Annotated in this window: 13 protein-coding genes; 7 read left to right on the top strand and 6 right to left on the bottom strand. The window is 55.6% G+C overall.

Features of this window, described 5'->3' with window-relative positions:
- Positions 1–273 precede the first annotated feature (273 nt).
- Genes ACZRJQ_RS21200 through ACZRJQ_RS21190 form a run of 3 tightly spaced genes read left to right on the top strand, consistent with a single transcriptional unit; the run spans position 274 to position 3,836 of the window.
- Entirely contained in the window at positions 274–933 is a 660-nt protein-coding gene (locus tag ACZRJQ_RS21200) for a paraquat-inducible protein A (protein ID WP_463980255.1), read from the top strand.
- The gene (locus tag ACZRJQ_RS21195; RefSeq protein ID WP_463980254.1) at positions 920–1,543 is read left to right on the top strand and encodes a paraquat-inducible protein A; all 624 of its coding nucleotides are present in this window, start codon (positions 920–922) and stop codon (positions 1,541–1,543) included. The genes ACZRJQ_RS21200 and ACZRJQ_RS21195 overlap by 14 nt, the downstream gene beginning before the upstream one ends.
- On the top strand, positions 1,536–3,836 hold the full coding sequence (locus ACZRJQ_RS21190) for a PqiB family protein (protein ID WP_463980253.1): 2,301 nt from the start codon (positions 1,536–1,538) through the stop codon (positions 3,834–3,836). The genes ACZRJQ_RS21195 and ACZRJQ_RS21190 overlap by 8 nt, the downstream gene beginning before the upstream one ends.
- Positions 3,837–3,900: 64 nt before the next feature.
- Here ACZRJQ_RS21190 and mksF read toward each other — a convergent pair whose 3' ends face one another.
- From mksF to mksB, 3 genes are read right to left on the bottom strand one after another with little or no spacing between them, the layout of a single operon-like run.
- A complete protein-coding gene (mksF, locus tag ACZRJQ_RS21185) occupies positions 3,901–6,741 on the bottom strand; it encodes an Mks condensin complex protein MksF (RefSeq protein WP_463980252.1) in 2,841 nt (946 codons plus the stop codon).
- Positions 6,738–7,409, bottom strand: a complete 672-nt coding sequence (gene mksE / locus ACZRJQ_RS21180; protein ID WP_463980251.1) for an Mks condensin complex protein MksE — start codon at positions 7,407–7,409, stop codon at positions 6,738–6,740. Before mksE ends, mksF begins: the two co-directional genes overlap by 4 nt.
- Positions 7,399–8,676: an Mks condensin complex protein MksB gene (gene mksB, locus ACZRJQ_RS21175; RefSeq protein WP_463980250.1), complete on the bottom strand. Its 1,278-nt coding sequence runs from the start codon at positions 8,674–8,676 to the stop codon at positions 7,399–7,401. The genes mksE and mksB overlap by 11 nt, the downstream gene beginning before the upstream one ends.
- 179 nt (positions 8,677–8,855) lie before the next feature.
- Here mksB and ACZRJQ_RS21170 point away from each other — a divergent pair, with 179 nt between their 5' ends.
- Together ACZRJQ_RS21170 and rimI are read left to right on the top strand one after the other, a co-directional pair.
- Positions 8,856–9,632, top strand: coding sequence for an SPOR domain-containing protein (locus tag ACZRJQ_RS21170; protein ID WP_463980249.1), 777 nt, complete (start codon positions 8,856–8,858; stop codon positions 9,630–9,632).
- Positions 9,625–10,077, top strand: a complete 453-nt coding sequence (gene rimI, locus ACZRJQ_RS21165; protein ID WP_047281800.1) for a ribosomal protein S18-alanine N-acetyltransferase — start codon at positions 9,625–9,627, stop codon at positions 10,075–10,077. The genes ACZRJQ_RS21170 and rimI overlap by 8 nt, the downstream gene beginning before the upstream one ends.
- Positions 10,078–10,189: 112 nt before the next feature.
- On the opposite strand, the gene ACZRJQ_RS21160 is transcribed toward rimI, so the two are convergent.
- Positions 10,190–10,603 (bottom strand): serine kinase/phosphatase, encoded by a 414-nt coding sequence (locus ACZRJQ_RS21160; protein WP_463980248.1) that lies wholly within the window; start codon positions 10,601–10,603, stop codon positions 10,190–10,192.
- Between the two features lie 152 nt (positions 10,604–10,755).
- Between ACZRJQ_RS21160 and can the strand changes: the two genes are divergently transcribed.
- Positions 10,756–11,400 carry a carbonate dehydratase gene (gene can / locus ACZRJQ_RS21155; protein ID WP_463980247.1) on the top strand — a complete coding sequence of 215 codons (645 nt, stop codon included), beginning with the start codon at positions 10,756–10,758 and terminating at the stop codon, positions 11,398–11,400.
- A 101-nt stretch (positions 11,401–11,501) separates the two neighbouring features.
- Here the strand turns inward: can and ACZRJQ_RS21150 are convergent, their stop codons facing one another.
- Both ACZRJQ_RS21150 and ACZRJQ_RS21145 read right to left on the bottom strand, forming a co-directional pair.
- Positions 11,502–12,920 (bottom strand): short-chain fatty acid transporter, encoded by a 1,419-nt coding sequence (locus ACZRJQ_RS21150; RefSeq protein ID WP_463980246.1) that lies wholly within the window; start codon positions 12,918–12,920, stop codon positions 11,502–11,504.
- Positions 12,921–13,077: 157 nt separating this feature from the next.
- Positions 13,078–13,302 (bottom strand): DUF6555 family protein, encoded by a 225-nt coding sequence (locus ACZRJQ_RS21145; RefSeq protein WP_463980245.1) that lies wholly within the window; start codon positions 13,300–13,302, stop codon positions 13,078–13,080.
- Positions 13,303–13,514: 212 nt separating this feature from the next.
- Here ACZRJQ_RS21145 and ACZRJQ_RS21140 point away from each other — a divergent pair, with 212 nt between their 5' ends.
- Positions 13,515–14,831 carry a methyl-accepting chemotaxis protein gene (locus tag ACZRJQ_RS21140; RefSeq protein WP_463980244.1) on the top strand — a complete coding sequence of 439 codons (1,317 nt, stop codon included), beginning with the start codon at positions 13,515–13,517 and terminating at the stop codon, positions 14,829–14,831.
- The last annotated feature ends 27 nt before the right edge of the window (positions 14,832–14,858 follow it).

Genomic DNA, 14,858 nt, shown 5'->3' with positions numbered 1-14,858 from the left:
GGGGTTTCCCCATGTGAGAGTAGGTCATCGTCAAGATTAAATTCCAAACCCCCTGTCTGCTCGCGCAGACAGGGGGTTTGTTTTTGGGGCAAGAAAAAACCAGACTAGTCGCCAGCGTTAAAGCGACACCTGTTCTTCTTCAACCCTGATACAGCGCCACTTCCATCCCGTGTGCTATTTAGTTCGTGGCTAAAGTCCTACAAATAGGCGCAGTTATTTTGTAGTCCGCGCACTAGAATAGGCGCAGTCATTTTCGAGCCCGAGACGCCTTATATGCCAGATCCGGTAGACGCCCCTAAGGTGTCAGAATTACCGCTGGACGAGTTAGTGGCTTGCCATGAGTGCGATCTTTTGATGCGTAAGCCGCATCTCGCCCTTGGTGAAAAAGCCCAATGCCCGCGCTGCGGTTATGAACTTTATGCTAACCGGCACAAGGTCGTCGAACGCAGCCTGGCGCTTGTCATTGCCGCGTTGCTGCTTTACATACCGGCGAACTTTTTGCCCATCATGCAACTCAATCTATTGGGCCAGGCATCGCAAGATACTGTCTGGAGCGGTGTGCTCGGCTTGTTCAACACCGGCATGCAAGGTATCGCTGTCGTGGTGTTTTTGTGCAGCATGGGTATTCCGCTGGTCAAATTGCTCTGCCAACTGACTGTGTTGTTAAGCATCCGCTGGGACATAGGTCGCAGCTACGGTCTGCTCATCTACCGTATTTATCACCATCTACGTGAATGGGGCATGCTTGAGGTGTACTTCATGGGCGTCTTGGTCGCGATCGTGAAGTTGTCCGACTTGGCCGAACTCAGCCTTGGACTGGGTTTGATCTGTTTCGTCAGCTTATTACTGGTCCAAATCTGGCTAGAGATTGTGATGTCGCCTCATCAGATTTGGCAGGCTTTATCCGGGGAGGATCTTCATGCGGGCGATTGATGCAGGCATTTTGATCTGTGGCGAGTGTCATGAGCTGAACAAGCAAAATCCCGAAACGGATGAGCAAACCTGTACCCGCTGCGGAGCATTAGTTCACGCCCGTCGCCCCGATAGCCTGATGCGCACTTGGGCCTTGTTGCTGACGTCAGCCATTCTCTACATCCCGGCCAACTTACTGCCAATCATGACCGTCAACTCATTAGGCCAAGGCGCACCAAGCACCATCATGGCCGGGGTAATCGAACTCGTGCAGCACGGGATGATTCCGATTGCCGCTGTGGTGTTCGTGGCCAGTATTTTGGTGCCTACCTTCAAACTGGTCGGCCTTGCCTTGCTATTGTTTTCGGTACAGCGCCACCAACCACTTTCAGCTCGCCAGCGCATCATCATGTACCGTTTCATCGAGTTCATTGGCCGATGGTCAATGTTGGATATTTTTGTCATTGCCATTTTGGTGGCCGTGGTGAACTTCGGACGAATAGCCAGCGTAGAGGCCAATCTTGGCGCGGTGGCCTTTGCCAGTGTGGTGGTATTAACGATGCTTGCAGCTTTAACTTTTGATCCCCGACTGATTTGGGATAACACGGAGTCGGACGACGACCATGAGTGACTTGCCAACTGCTAAAACTCGCCCAGCCTCCAATTGGTCGGCCATCTGGATTCTGCCACTCATAGCCTTGGTTATCGGTGGCTGGTTGGGATGGCGAGCCTATAGCCAAACCGGGATTGATATTCAGGTGCGCTTCGAAAGTGGCGAAGGCATCGTCGCCAACAAAACTGAGGTGGTTTACAAAGGCATGCCCGTGGGCAAGGTCAAAACCTTGACCCTGGATGAAGACGGCCCGAACAAGGGGGTGATTGCCAAGGTTGAGATGGATAAGGATGTTGAACAATACCTCAAGACCAACACCCGTTTTTGGCTGGTTAAACCAAGCGTTACGTTGGCCGGTATCACGGGCCTTGAGACCTTGGTATCAGGTAACTACATTGCCGTCAGCCCTGCCGACGGGGAGCCTACGCGCAAATTTAAAGCGCTGTCGCAAGAGCCGCCGCTGTCTGATGCTAAACCTGGCTTGCATCTGACGCTCAAGGCCGAGCGTCTAGGTTCGTTGAACCGTGGCAGCCCGGTGTTCTACAAGCAGATTCAGGTCGGGCAGATCAAAAGCTACGTGCTCTCAGAAGACCAAAGCACCGTTGAGATTAAAGTTTTTATCGAGCCGACTTACGCCAACCTGGTGCGCAAACACACGCGGTTTTGGAATGCCAGTGGCATCAGTATTGATGCCAACCTGTCAGGCGTAAAACTGCGAAGTGAATCGTTGGCCAGCATTGTTGCCGGCGGTATTGCCTTCGCTACACCCGAGAATCGCAAAGACAGCCCGCCTACGGATTCAAGCCTGCCATTCCGTCTCTATGAGGACTTCGATGCGGCGCAGGCGGGGATCAAGGTCAAGGTCAAACTCAGTGACTTTGAAGGCCTGCAGGCGGGCCGAACGCCGGTCATGTACAAAGGCATTCAGGTTGGTAGCCTCAAGGGGCTAAAAGTTGACCCCGACCTCACCAGTGCAAGCGCCGAACTAACCCTCGATCCGTTAGCCGAAGACTACCTGGTGCAAGGCACTCAGTTTTGGGTAGTTAAACCTTCTATTTCTTTGGCCGGTATTACAGGCTTGGAGGCCTTGGTCAAAGGTAACTACATCGCTATCCGTCCCGGTGACAAAGGCAGCACGCCGGAGCGGGAGTTCATCGCACGACCAAAAGCGCCGCCACTGGATCTGCGCTCACCGGGCCTGCACATGGTGCTCTTTACCGAAAACTTGGGGTCACTGGATGTTGGCAGTCCAATCCTCTACAAACAGGTCAAAGTAGGTTCTGTGCAGAGCTACCAGTTCTCGCCCACCAAGAAGCAGTTGGTCATCGGTGTGCATATTGAGAAGGAATACGAAAACCTGGTCAACGCCTCGACTCGTTTCTGGAATGCCAGCGGCATCACACTGACAGGCGGTTTGACGGGCGGTATTCAGGTCAAAAGTGAATCCCTGCAAAGCCTGATGGCAGGAGGGATCGCTTTCGAAACCCCACAAGCCAAAGCACCGCTACAAAAACGTATTCCGCGTTTCCGTCTGTTTACCGACCGCAATGCCGCGATGCAGCAAGGTGTGCCCGTGACGATTAAAGTTGCGCGTGCCGATGGTCTGAGCAGAGGCACGCCCATTCGTTTTAAAGGTTTGGATGTGGGCAAGATCGAAAGTGTCGACTTCAGTGACGACCTGCAATCGGTATTACTCAAGGCCCGTATCACTGAGGTGCCGGAGCGCATTGCGCGAGTGGGCAGCCAGTTTTGGGTGGTCAAACCTGAGCTTGGCCTGATGAAGACGGCCAACCTCGAAACATTAGTGACTGGCCAATACCTTGAAGTCCAGCCCGCTGCTAAAGACCGAGGCCCGCAGACCAGTTTTGTTGCCTTGGACCAAGCCCCTGACGCGGTGATACCTCAAGCTGGACTGAGTTTGGTATTGAGCGCTGCGCGGCGTGGATCGCTGAAGGAAGGTGTTCCTGTGACCTACCGCGAAGTCACCGTGGGTAAAGTTACCGGCTATGAACTGGGTAATACGGCTGACCGCGTGCTGGTACACATTTTGATAGAACCGCGTTATGCACCCTTGGTGCGCAGCGGTAGCCGTTTCTGGAACAGCAGCGGTTTTGGCGTGGACTTCGGGCTGTTTAAAGGTGCGACAGTGCGAACCGAATCCTTGGAAACCCTCATTCAGGGCGGTATCGCTTTCGCCACGCCAGACGACAAAATGGGCAATCAGGCGCGACCTGAGCAAACCTTTCCGTTGTTCGACAAGTTCGAAGACGAATGGCTGCAATGGGCACCGAAAATTCAGCTAGGCAAGTAAGCTAGCGCCCCAATAAAAAGGCCGCGATCAATGATCGCGGCCTTTTGCATTTACGGGGTTAACCTCAGACTTCATCCAGCTCTGGCAGTTGTTCCGAAACAACAGCCACAGGCTTTACGTCGTCATGGCGACGGATGTACTTCCAGTCGTCTTCGTCGATATAAATTCCGTTTGGCCCGCTGCCGCCTTCAAGGTCGATCGCCACATGGGCGCAAACCTGAGGTTTTACACTCGCCAGAATCGGCACAAAGCCCAACTGCAAACTGGTTTCAAGCAGTGCAGTTTGGTTTTTCTCGTCGATATCCGCGGCTTCGTCCAAATAGTACGGCAGGCGAATGCGTCCGGCTTGCTCGCGATCCATCAAGTGCAGCAACAAATACATGTTGGTCAGCGCCTTGATCGTCATGGTCGTGCCGTTAGATGCAGCCCCATCAATGTCGGTATGAATCACCGGCTGGCCGTTGACCTTAGTGATCTCAAACGCCAACTCAAACAGGTCCTTGAGGCCCAATTGGTTGTGGTTTGCTGCCACCAGGCGCGCCAGATACTCCTTGGCTTCTTCGTTCTTGTTGTCTTGCTCGGCACTTTGGCTGAGGTCGAATACCGACAACGTTTCGCCTTCTTCGTATTGGCCTGCGCTGTGGATAATTTGATCGATGTGCTTGAGCGCTTCTTTGTTCGGCGCCAACACAATGCGAAAGCTCTGCAAGTTCGACACTTGACGCTTGTTGATCTCGCGATTGAACAGCGCCAATTGATGTTCAAGGCTGTCGTAGTCGCTACGGATATTACGCAGCGTGCGAGCGATATCCGTTACGGCGGCACGACGTGCCTTGCCCAGCGTCAGCGCTTCTTCGGTACGGTGTGCGTAGGCGTTAATCAGCAACTGTAAGCGCCGCTCCATATCGTCTTCGCTGTCGAACTTGGCCACGCCTTTAAGCCGAACCTGCGCGTACAACGCCTCGATTTGACCATCGCTGCGCAGCAAGCTTTGCCAACTGTCCTGATAGTCGTTGAGCAGCGGCAACAGGTTGTCCATCGAGTCATCGACAGGGTCCATGAACGGCGTACCGAATGGCATATCAGCGGGCAACAGCTGACGTCGGCGCAAGCTGTCATCCAGCGTGCGCTGCTTGGCTTCCATGTCTGCGATGTGCCGGCCTACCAGTTGCAACTTGGCTGACAGTTGCTGTACGCGCTCAGTGAACGCATCGCTGGAGCGTTTCAATTCGTCTTGTGCAGCTTCCGCTTGCGCCAGTTGCTCAAGTTTTTCGCCTTCTTCGGCGCTTAAGGTTTGAGCGCGCCGGAAGTCTTCCAGCGCTTTGTGCGCATCCAACACTTGCTGATACAGCGCTTCGGCTTCGCTCTTACTCGCCGCGCGATCCGAGGTCACGGCCTGCTGGGTTTTGAGTTGCTTGAGTTCTTTTTCCAAACGCTCTTTTTGATCGCGCAACGCTGCTCGGTCAGCCAGTGCCTGTAGCGCTGGAGGTTCGATATGGCTCAGATCAATGGACAGGCCGGGCGCTTCAAAACGCTCACCTTTAAAACCATCAAGGATCAACTCCAGCGACTTGACCCACGCATCACTGTCATCCAGTGCAATCCCGTGCTCACCGAGCGGCAAGCTGAACAAGGCACTGTTGAACAAGCGCATCAAGCGCTCAACATCTTGCTGAGAAAACTCTTCGCGCAGGCGGGCATAACTGTTGTTGTCGGCGTGGTCGAGCTGCTGTTTGACCGATTTCAGGCGTTTTTCCAGATCCCGTAAACGCTCATCCAAATCTTCAGCACTGAATTGACGTGATTGCGCCAAGGCCCCGGCCAGCTCATCGTGCGCATCTTTAGCCGCAAGCAACTGCTGCTCTAACACCTTCACATCGTCAACCAGTGCGAAGCGATGCTTGAGCACCGACAACTCACCTAGCCAACGCTGAATACCTGTGATCTCACGCTCCAGGCGCATCAACTCCTGAGTGCTGCTGCGCTGATCGTTTTGCAGTACGTCTTGTTCGTTGCGGTAATACTCGGACTGAATCAACAACTCTTCCTTGCGCGCACCGGCATAGTCCTGCCAAGTGCCGAGCAACGAGTCGAGCAGGGGCGACAAGCGATGCAGCTTGCCGCGCAGCAGATCACGTTGGCGAACGCCAGCCGCCAGCGCCTCGACCAACGGCCCGGCCCCCACCAGCGCGTTGTAGTCCTGCTCCATGCGTCGCACATCGCGGAAGGCTTCTTCACACGCAGCAATGTAATCGACACTGCCTGAGCGCAAGCTGTGCTCGAACGCATCAAGGAACAACTGCTTGAGCTTGGCCGCCGTGATTTCGCGCATGTGCAACAGGTTGATGAACAGCGCCCGGAAGGTTTTCAGGCTTTGTTCACTGGTGGAACGTAGCGGGATCAGCGTCAAGTCCAGCGGAATCGAGGTGTGACCGCCCACCAACAAGCGCCGTAGTTCATCAGGCTTAAGCTCGTAAGCTTTCAGGCCGTTGCGTTCCAGGTTAGTGAACAGCTCTTTTTGACGCAGGCACGTGTCATCTTTTTGGTAATGGGCCAAATCCAGCTTGCCCGCGTAGGCAAAGAACTGGTGACCAAAGCCGCCGCCAGGGCCGCGCCCGACCACACCAATGACGTGTGGGCCGTGGGGCAGGGAGACTTCCACGAGGATGTAGCTGGTGTCCGACGCAAAGTAAAACCGTCGCGATTGTTCGAGGCTGTATTTGCCGAAGCTCATGTCTGACATGCGTGCCAAAATCGGAAACTGCAACGCGTTAATCGAAGCTGATTTGCCGAGGTTGTTTGCTCCATATACCGACAGCGGATGTTCCAGCGGGAATAGCCCCAAGCTGTAACCCGCGGTGTTCAACAAGGCAAAGCGGCGAATTCCGTAGCGTTCCTGGCTCATGCGTCCATCTCCTGTTGCTCGGCAGCAATAGCGCGAGCCAATGCAGCTTCTTCGTCTTCTTCAAGCGAGTCGGCCAGCACGTCTTCATCGTCAATCAACACTGGCGTTGGCAACGGCAGAACGCTGTGCAGGCTGGCAGCCAAATCGCGGTCTTGCTGCACTGACAGGCAGACATCCAAGAAGCGGTGCATAGGCGGTAGAAAGCGATAAATGCCGGGCTCTTCACTGGCAAACCCGAGCTGAGTCATGCGGCGCATGATCTTCTCTTCCAGCTCTTCGTGAGTGGTGATCTCGGCTTGTACAAACAGGTCACGGTATTTATCGAGCAGCGCGGGCAGTTCATCGCGGCCCAAACTGCCGCCATCAAGCACCGCAATCGGATCACGGCCTTGATCGGCCAGGTGCTCAACAATGATGAAAGTGAACAGGGCCAAGCGCTGAGCGGTCTTGTTGACCTGTGCAGTGGCGGTGTCCGGTACAAAGTAATAAAAGCCGCGGGTATCACACACCAACTCAAAGCCCAGCGCCTTGAACAGCGCCCGGTATTGATCCTGAAAATTGGACAGCTGTGCATACAGCTCGGGGTCGCGACGGCTGACGTGATACCCCTTGAACAACTCACGAAAAATCGGCGCCAGTTGGGACAGTTCACAAAGATCAAGATTCATGCAGAAGGCTCGCAGAAGTCTGGGTCGTGTCTTCGCTGCGAGAAAGCAGAGCGAAAGAGCGCAGGCTGACCAGATGTTCGTGGGTGTGATAATCACGGCGTTCAAGGCGTTCGCGCACAAAGCGCTTTTCGCGGGACAGGCGTGAAAACCAGTACAGCAATTCGTCGGTATCGCCGTTTGGCTCTTGAGTCAGTAGCCAGCTCATCAAGTCCGGCATCGGCAGCGCATCGCTGCACCGATCAAGCATTTCTTTAACAGTGCGCGGAGCTTTGGGTGTTTCACCCCTGTGGGCTTTATGCGCCTTGGGGAAGCGTGCCGGTTTAGGCTCAAAACGCGCCAGCGCATACACATACGCCTCGACTTGACTCGCGCTGCCCAAAAAGGTGCTTTGCGGGCGGGTAAACATCGGCATTGAGGCCTGTGGCACTGCGTCCAGACCTTTACGGCGGATGGCGGCCAGCGCCAGTGCTGCGCCACGGGTTACAGCGTTGTGACGACGAGCTTCTTCACGTAGCGGCAATAACAGTTCGCGGGCATGACGCAAGGTCAGTTGAGCGCTGGTCTGCATTTCGAGAATGCGCGCGTGAGTGCGCAGCAACATATCGTCATCGACCAAGTGCCCTAAGCGCTGCTGTTCGCTGAGCATGCGCAACAGCACGTTTTCAACCTTGCGCACGCCTTGTTCAAAAGCGCCGTCGGCATTAACCAACTGGATCATCGGTTCAACGTACTCGTCCCACGTGGCCAACACTTCGGCATAACGCTGGCGCAGTGGGATTTGTCGATCACTGGTTTTGGCGCGTTCGGCAACAGCAACTAACGCTTGCTCGTCATTGGCGAGTTTTTTCAAAACATCGCGCACCCGCATGTCGAGCAGGCGCAGTTGGCGTGCCAAGTCATTGCCGTCGCGGATGTCGAATGCGTCCTGAATGTAACCGGCCAGACGCTCCAAATGACGCAGATAGGCTTCAATTTCCAGGCACAGGCCCAGCCGGTGTTCACGCCTTAAATACGCCAGAAAGTCATGAATTTGCGCATTGAGCTCGAAACGGTTCGGGCTTTTGGCGACCGGCACCAGAATGTCTAGCCGGATCCAGGTGTCGAGCACCGTGGTGATGTCTTGCGGCGTGCTGTCCAGTTGGTGAGCTGCCAATTGCAAGCGCAGTTCGCTCAGGCTCAAGGTGCCTTGGTCGAAGTGTTCACACAACGGCTCAAGGAGTGCCCAGTGCTCGGCTAGGGCACGTAAAACGCGCTTGGGTTCGATCATGGGTGGGCCGGTCCATTGCCTGTCAAAGGCGGCAATTGTACTGCAACGTGCGGTTGCGTCATCACTTGCTGATCAGAGGTTAAGTTCGCGCAATCAACCGTTTAGCCATCAACTGCGGGCGGGATGGTCAGAAGGGCGGTAGAATCGCGCATCTTTAGTTATCCACAGATGGCCGACCCTTGTTGAACGAGTCCCGCCGCCGCGCTTATTTGACCGCCATGCAGGTGGTCAGTTGGTTACCGCGCACTGATTTGCCGTTTGCCGCGCCTTCGCGGCCAGAACTGCTGGTGCTCCCAGAACCGCCCGCACTGCCTGAAATCACACGGCCTGCGGTAAAAGCGACTGTACCTGCAAGCAAGCCTGCAGAGCGGGTGAAGATCGAAGTGCCTCGGCCTTCGATCACGCCACGCGCCACCAGCAAGCCAGCTGTAGAGGCAGAGTCTCTCCCCGCGCCAGCCAAGGTTGTGCAGTTGCCACCGCCGCGTTTTGCCTTGCAGCTGTTGCGTGCCGGGCGTTGTCTGGTACTGGTGGAGTTACCCACAGGCGGTGCCTTCCAGAGCCGCGACCCGGCTTATTTGTTGTTAAAAGATATGTTGCGCGCGGCGGGGCTGCCCGATAGCCCGCAAATTATCGGCGAACCTGTGCGCTGGCCGCTGCTGCGTCGTGGCAATGTCGATCAAGGCCCCGAAGCTGCACGTGAGTTCGTACAAGGTTTTGTGATGGCCCGCCTCGAAGAAGTGGACTGCGCTTGTGTGTGGTTGGTGGGCTTGCCGGCTGTGCGGTTTGCGGGTGAGGCGGATGCCGAAGCCTATAACCGTGTGCTTGAAATCGACGGGCTGGGCTGCGCATGGGCGCTGCCGGGTCTGGAACTCTTAATGGATGAGCCACAACGCAAAGCGTCTGTGTGGCAAGCCATGCGCCAGCTGATGGCGCGCTGGAAACCGACTGATGAGTGACGCTGTAACCTTCCGCCCAATGACCGAGGCGGATCTTGATGCCGTCTTGAAAATTGAATACGCCGCTTTCAGCCACCCGTGGACGCGGGGCATTTTTCTGGACGGGCTGGGCAAATACCATATCTGGCTGATGTTCGAAGGTGAGCAGCAAGTGGGCCACGGCGTGGTGCAAATCATCCTTGATGAAGCGCACTTGCTTAACATCACCGTCAAGCCAGAAAGCCAAGGCCGTGGTCTGGGCCTCAAATTGCTTGAGCACCTGATGTCCATTGCTTACCAGCACGATGCCCGCGAGTGCTTTCTTGAACTGCGCGACAGCAACACGGCTGCGTTCAAGTTGTATGAGCGCTACGGCTTCAATGAGATTGGCCGCCGCCGTGATTACTACCCGGCAGTGGGTGGGCGTGAAGATGCCGTCGTTATGGCCTGTACGCTGGTTGATTGAGCGCAGACTCCTGTAGGCGCGAGCTTGCTCGCGCTAGCTGCTAGCGATAACGTCCAAACCTTGCGCTGCATTCAGGTGTTTCGCGAGCAAGCTCGCTCCTACAGGCGGCGCATTATTTTGACTTGCGCCCCACCGGGTCAATGTCTGCCAGTTCCGCTTCATCCAGGCCGTTACCGCCGCCTATCTCTTGTCCATCGACCACACTCAAATCCCAATCTGCGGGGCCACCACGGCCTTCAGCGGCCTCTTTGGCATCGCGTGCGCCGTCTTCCGGAATCAACATTTCAGGGTCAAGATCATCTTCGCCAGACTCATCGCCGGGCATGGCAGCACCACTCAAACTTGCATTGCGAGCCGGCTGGCCGGCCATGTGTCTAGCGCGCTCCTCGTCGGTAAACAAGTCGCTGATGGGCTCGTGGGTTTCGTCATCGTCGAAGTCCAGCGGCTCAACCGAACCCATGCGGTCTTCGGTATCGTCAATCTCGGCAGGTTCTTGTGCCCCATACGGGCGACGTGAATCGGTCATGGTAATTCCTCATGCAGTGGGGGCTTAATACGGTGGACTGTAGCTACGCTTGAAGATTCCACCCGGCTGACTACTGGATTTGGCTTGGCCCACGTGACCCCGACCGATGGACGGCAGTCAAAGTTGCGCATCAACTCTTGAGGCTTCACAGCATGAACGAACTACAAGATCTGATTGATAACAACGAGCGTTGGGCCGATGCGATCAAACAGGAAGATCCCGAATTCTTCGCCAAACTGGCTCGCCAGCAGGCGCCGGAATACCTATGGATTGGTTGTTCGGATGCGCGTGTGCCCGCCAACGAGATCGTGGGTATGCTGCCCGGCGACTTGTTCGTACACCGCAACGTGGCCAATGTTGTGCTGCACACCGACCTTAACTGCCTGTCAGTGATCCAGTACGCCGTCGATGTGTTGAAGGTCAAACATATTCTGGTTACAGGTCACTATGGCTGTGGCGGTGTGCGGGCTTCAATGCAAGACCAGCAACTGGGCCTGATCGACGGCTGGCTGCGTTCGATACGTGACCTGTATTACGAGAACCGAGAAGTGCTGGCGCAATTGCCAACAGAAGAAGAGCGCGTGGATCGCTTGTGCGAGCTGAACGTGATCCAGCAAGTGGCTAACGTGGGCCACACCAACATTGTGCAAAATGCTTGGCATCGCGGGCAGAGCTTGTCAGTGCATGGCTGCATTTACGGCATTAAAGATGGTCGCTGGAAAAGCCTGAACACCACCATCAGCGGTCTTGATCAACTGCCGCCGCAATACCGCTTACGCCCGGTTAAGTCGGTTTAACGCCGACCTTAACGTAGGAGCGAGCTGGCTCGCGATGCTGCCACTCGGCACATCTGATGCACCGAGTGACGCCTTCGCGAGCCAGCTCGCCCCCTATAGGTTTACGGCATTATCGGTGCCACATAAGTCAGCGTGGTACCCAACGCCCATAGCAAAAACAGCACCAGGGGCGTGTGCACCAGTAACTGTACGAACGAAAAGCCAATCAAGTCCCGGGCCTTTAACCCCAGCACGCCCAACAGCGGCAGCATGTAAAACGGGTTAATCAGATTTGGCAGTGCTTCGGCGGCGTTATAAATCTGCACTGCCCAACCCAAGTGATACCCCAGATCATTGGCCACTTGCATCACGTAAGGCGCTTCAATGATCCACTTGCCGCCACCCGATGGAATGAAAAACCCCAAAATTGCCGAATACACGCCCATCAACAGCGCATAGGTGTCGTGGGAGGCGATCTGCACAAAAAACGTCGAGATGTGATGGGCCAGCGTTTGCCCGTCGGTGCCTTTGACCACCGTCATCAAGGCGGCAATCGAGCCGTATAACGGGAACTGAATCATCACCCCCGTCGTAGTCGGTACGGCGCTGGCCACGGCATTAAGAAAGCTGCGCGGGCGCCAATGCAGCAACGCACCGAGCATCAGGAACAAAAAGTTGTAGGTGTTGAGCCCCGAAATAGCGCTGATTGCAGGCTTGGTCGAAAACTCATGAAACAACCAGCCTGCCGCCAGCAACACCAGCAAAATGGTCAGCAAGGGGCTGTATTCCAACCATTCGCCGGGCCGTGTGCGCGGGGGCAGCTTGGGCATGCTGAAGCTTGGGTCAATGCCGCAGGCGGCTGCGTCACGGGCAGAATCAGGCCCCGGTGCGGTCGCATAAGCGACGATCAACGACACCACCACCAATGCCGCCAGTAATACGCCGGATTGCCACAAAAAGATGGTTTCCGTGAACGGGATAACCCCGGTAATGGCCAGAATTGACGGCGGCAAACTGGCCGGGTTGGCCTGCAATTGCGCGGCTGACGACGACAAGCCCAAGGCCCACACTGCGCCCAGCCCCAAATAGGCGGCTGCACCGGCTGCGCGATAGTCCATGCGCAGATGAGTGCGCCGCGCCAGCGCTCTTACCAGCAACCCACCAAACACCAGCGACAGCCCCCAGTTGAGCAAAGACGCGACCATCGAAATCAGCGCCACCCAACACACCGCTTGGCGGCCGTTCTTTGGAACCTGTGCCAGTTTGTCGATCAGTTTCACCGCCGGGGGCGAGCTGGCGACCACATAGCCGCCAATCACCACAAAGGCCATTTGCATGGTGAATGGAATTAGGCTCCAGAACCCGTCACCAAAGGCCATCGCGGCATCGGTGGGTTTGGCCCCCATCAACATCGTGGCCAGCGCCACCGTGATCACGGCAACGGCGGCGAAAACCCACGAATCGGGGAACCAGCGTTCGGCCCAATTCGAGCAGCGCAGGGCAAAGCGGGCATAACGGCTGGATTCAATCTCAGCGGCCATGGAAAGTACCTCAGTTTCTTATGATTATGATGACGTCGGCGTCAGTAACCTTCAGCGTAAGCGCCTGGGGGTATGACTAGCGAGTCACAGTAAATCAATCGGCTGAGTTTTCCGATGGGTTGTGCGCAAGATAAGTGCAGAACATGGCCGGTTCAGCTCACGCTCGTCGCCAAGTCACGTTTTCGATACCCAGCTTTTCAGCTTCTGGGCGGGTGGTTTTTTTGACCGCTTCTCGCCCAAAACGTCCGATCCGCCCTACGCCGGCATCGCAACTTGCCCAATGCCACGCATTGGCGTTGTCCAGCGCAGGCAGGCGAATGATGAACGACTTGGGGCTGCCATGCAGTGTGTAATCAATAACGAAAAGTTTGGCTGAATTCATAGCGTAAAAATGACTCCCTGTGATGTATTTGGGAGTGCGCACGGCGCAAAAAATTCAGTCTGATTATTCGCGTGTTGCACGGCAGGGCGCCATGACGGGGGTCATGTGTAGGGGGGCTAAATTATTTTTCACCACCGACCGTCTGGCGGGCTTTAGAAACTGCGCACTTAGCCGATGCCTCTTTCACGCGCTTCCTACCCTCTCGGTGCCACATGTTTAACAAACGCTTGAAACAGGAGCTGTCGGCTCTTCGCGAAGAATTGTCGTCCATTCAACAAATCAAAGAGAGCCTTGAGAGCGAAATGCTCTGCCTGACCCTTGACCCGAATGGGTGCATCGAGTCGGTCAATCACAACTTCACTCAAGAGATGCACTACCAGAGCAGTCAGTTACTGGGGCGGTCTATTGATGAGCTGGTTCCTGATTACCTGAAAAAGGATGAGCATCATCAGCGCTTCAAGGTGGCGATGACGCGGGGCGAGCACTTCAGCGGCACAGTGAGACTGCTTCGGGGTAACGGGCAGGAAGCTTGGCTGCGCTCGATTATGCAGCCGGTGCGTGACTCCAGCGGGCGTATTCAGCGCTTTTCGATTTTCTCCAGTGATCTGACGCGCACCATTGAAGCGTCACGCGACCACGAAAACCTGATGAGTGCATTGCTGCGCTCAACCGCGGTGATTGAGTTCAATCTCAACGGTGAAGTGCTGACAGCCAACGATCGCTTTCTTAAGGGTATGGGTTACACCCTGGCGCAGATTCAGGGCAAGAATCACCGCATGTTTTGCACCCAAGAAGAACAACACAGCCCGGAGTACCAAGCGTTCTGGAAGCGTTTGAATGCAGGAGAATTTGTGGCTGATCGGTTTAAACGTGTCGACAGTCACGGCCGCGATGTGTGGCTTGAAGCGTCTTACAACCCGGTTCATGACGCTAATAACAAACTCTATAAAGTGGTGAAGTTCGCCACTGTCATTACGGATCAAGTCCAGCAAGAGCAGGCAGTTTGCGAAGCGGCCAGCATTGCTTACAGCACCTCACTGCAAACCGACAACAGCGCCCAGCGTGGCACTAAAGTCGTGACTCAGGCCGTGGATGTGATGCGTGATCTGGCCAAGCACATGCAGCAGGCGGGCGAGGGCATTGAAGCGCTCAATGACCAGTCGCAAGTGATTGGCAGCATCGTCAAAACCATCAGTGGGATTGCCGAGCAGACCAACCTGCTGGCGCTTAACGCGGCCATTGAAGCTGCCCGCGCTGGCGAGCAAGGCCGAGGGTTTGCCGTGGTTGCCGATGAGGTTCGGCAACTGGCCTCGCGCACCAGCAAAGCCACCGAAGAAATCATCACCGTGGTTCGTCAAAACCAAGACATGGCCCGTGATGCAGTGGCCTTGATGGCCGAAGGCAAGTCCCAGGCTGAAGAGGGCCTGTCTTTGGCGGCTGAGGCAGGCACCGTGATTGTCGAAATTCAGGATGGTGCGCAAAAAGTGGTGGATGCCGTAGGGCAATTCGCCAATCAGTTGTCGACTTAAGGTTGGATCAGGCGCAGGGAGAACGAA

This window comes from Pseudomonas sp. E315 (genome assembly GCF_055406205.1).
Note: the sequence above shows the minus strand (reverse complement) of the source record. Positions and strands in the feature narration are given on the sequence as shown.

Excerpts from the sequence above, each read along its gene's own strand:
- ACZRJQ_RS21200 (WP_463980255.1), top strand. The coding sequence starts at position 274 with ATGCCAGATCCGGTAGACGCCCCTAAGGTGTCAGAATTACCGCTGGAC.
- ACZRJQ_RS21195 (WP_463980254.1), top strand. The coding sequence starts at position 920 with ATGCGGGCGATTGATGCAGGCATTTTGATCTGTGGCGAGTGTCATGAG.
- ACZRJQ_RS21190 (WP_463980253.1), top strand. The coding sequence starts at position 1,536 with ATGAGTGACTTGCCAACTGCTAAAACTCGCCCAGCCTCCAATTGGTCG.
- mksF (WP_463980252.1), bottom strand. The coding sequence starts at position 6,741 with ATGAGCCAGGAACGCTACGGAATTCGCCGCTTTGCCTTGTTGAACACC.
- mksE (WP_463980251.1), bottom strand. The coding sequence starts at position 7,409 with ATGAATCTTGATCTTTGTGAACTGTCCCAACTGGCGCCGATTTTTCGT.
- mksB (WP_463980250.1), bottom strand. The coding sequence starts at position 8,676 with ATGATCGAACCCAAGCGCGTTTTACGTGCCCTAGCCGAGCACTGGGCA.
- rimI (WP_047281800.1), top strand. The coding sequence starts at position 9,625 with ATGAGTGACGCTGTAACCTTCCGCCCAATGACCGAGGCGGATCTTGAT.
- ACZRJQ_RS21160 (WP_463980248.1), bottom strand. The coding sequence starts at position 10,603 with ATGACCGATTCACGTCGCCCGTATGGGGCACAAGAACCTGCCGAGATT.
- can (WP_463980247.1), top strand. The coding sequence starts at position 10,756 with ATGAACGAACTACAAGATCTGATTGATAACAACGAGCGTTGGGCCGAT.
- ACZRJQ_RS21150 (WP_463980246.1), bottom strand. The coding sequence starts at position 12,920 with ATGGCCGCTGAGATTGAATCCAGCCGTTATGCCCGCTTTGCCCTGCGC.
- ACZRJQ_RS21145 (WP_463980245.1), bottom strand. The coding sequence starts at position 13,302 with ATGAATTCAGCCAAACTTTTCGTTATTGATTACACACTGCATGGCAGC.
- ACZRJQ_RS21140 (WP_463980244.1), top strand. The coding sequence starts at position 13,515 with ATGTTTAACAAACGCTTGAAACAGGAGCTGTCGGCTCTTCGCGAAGAA.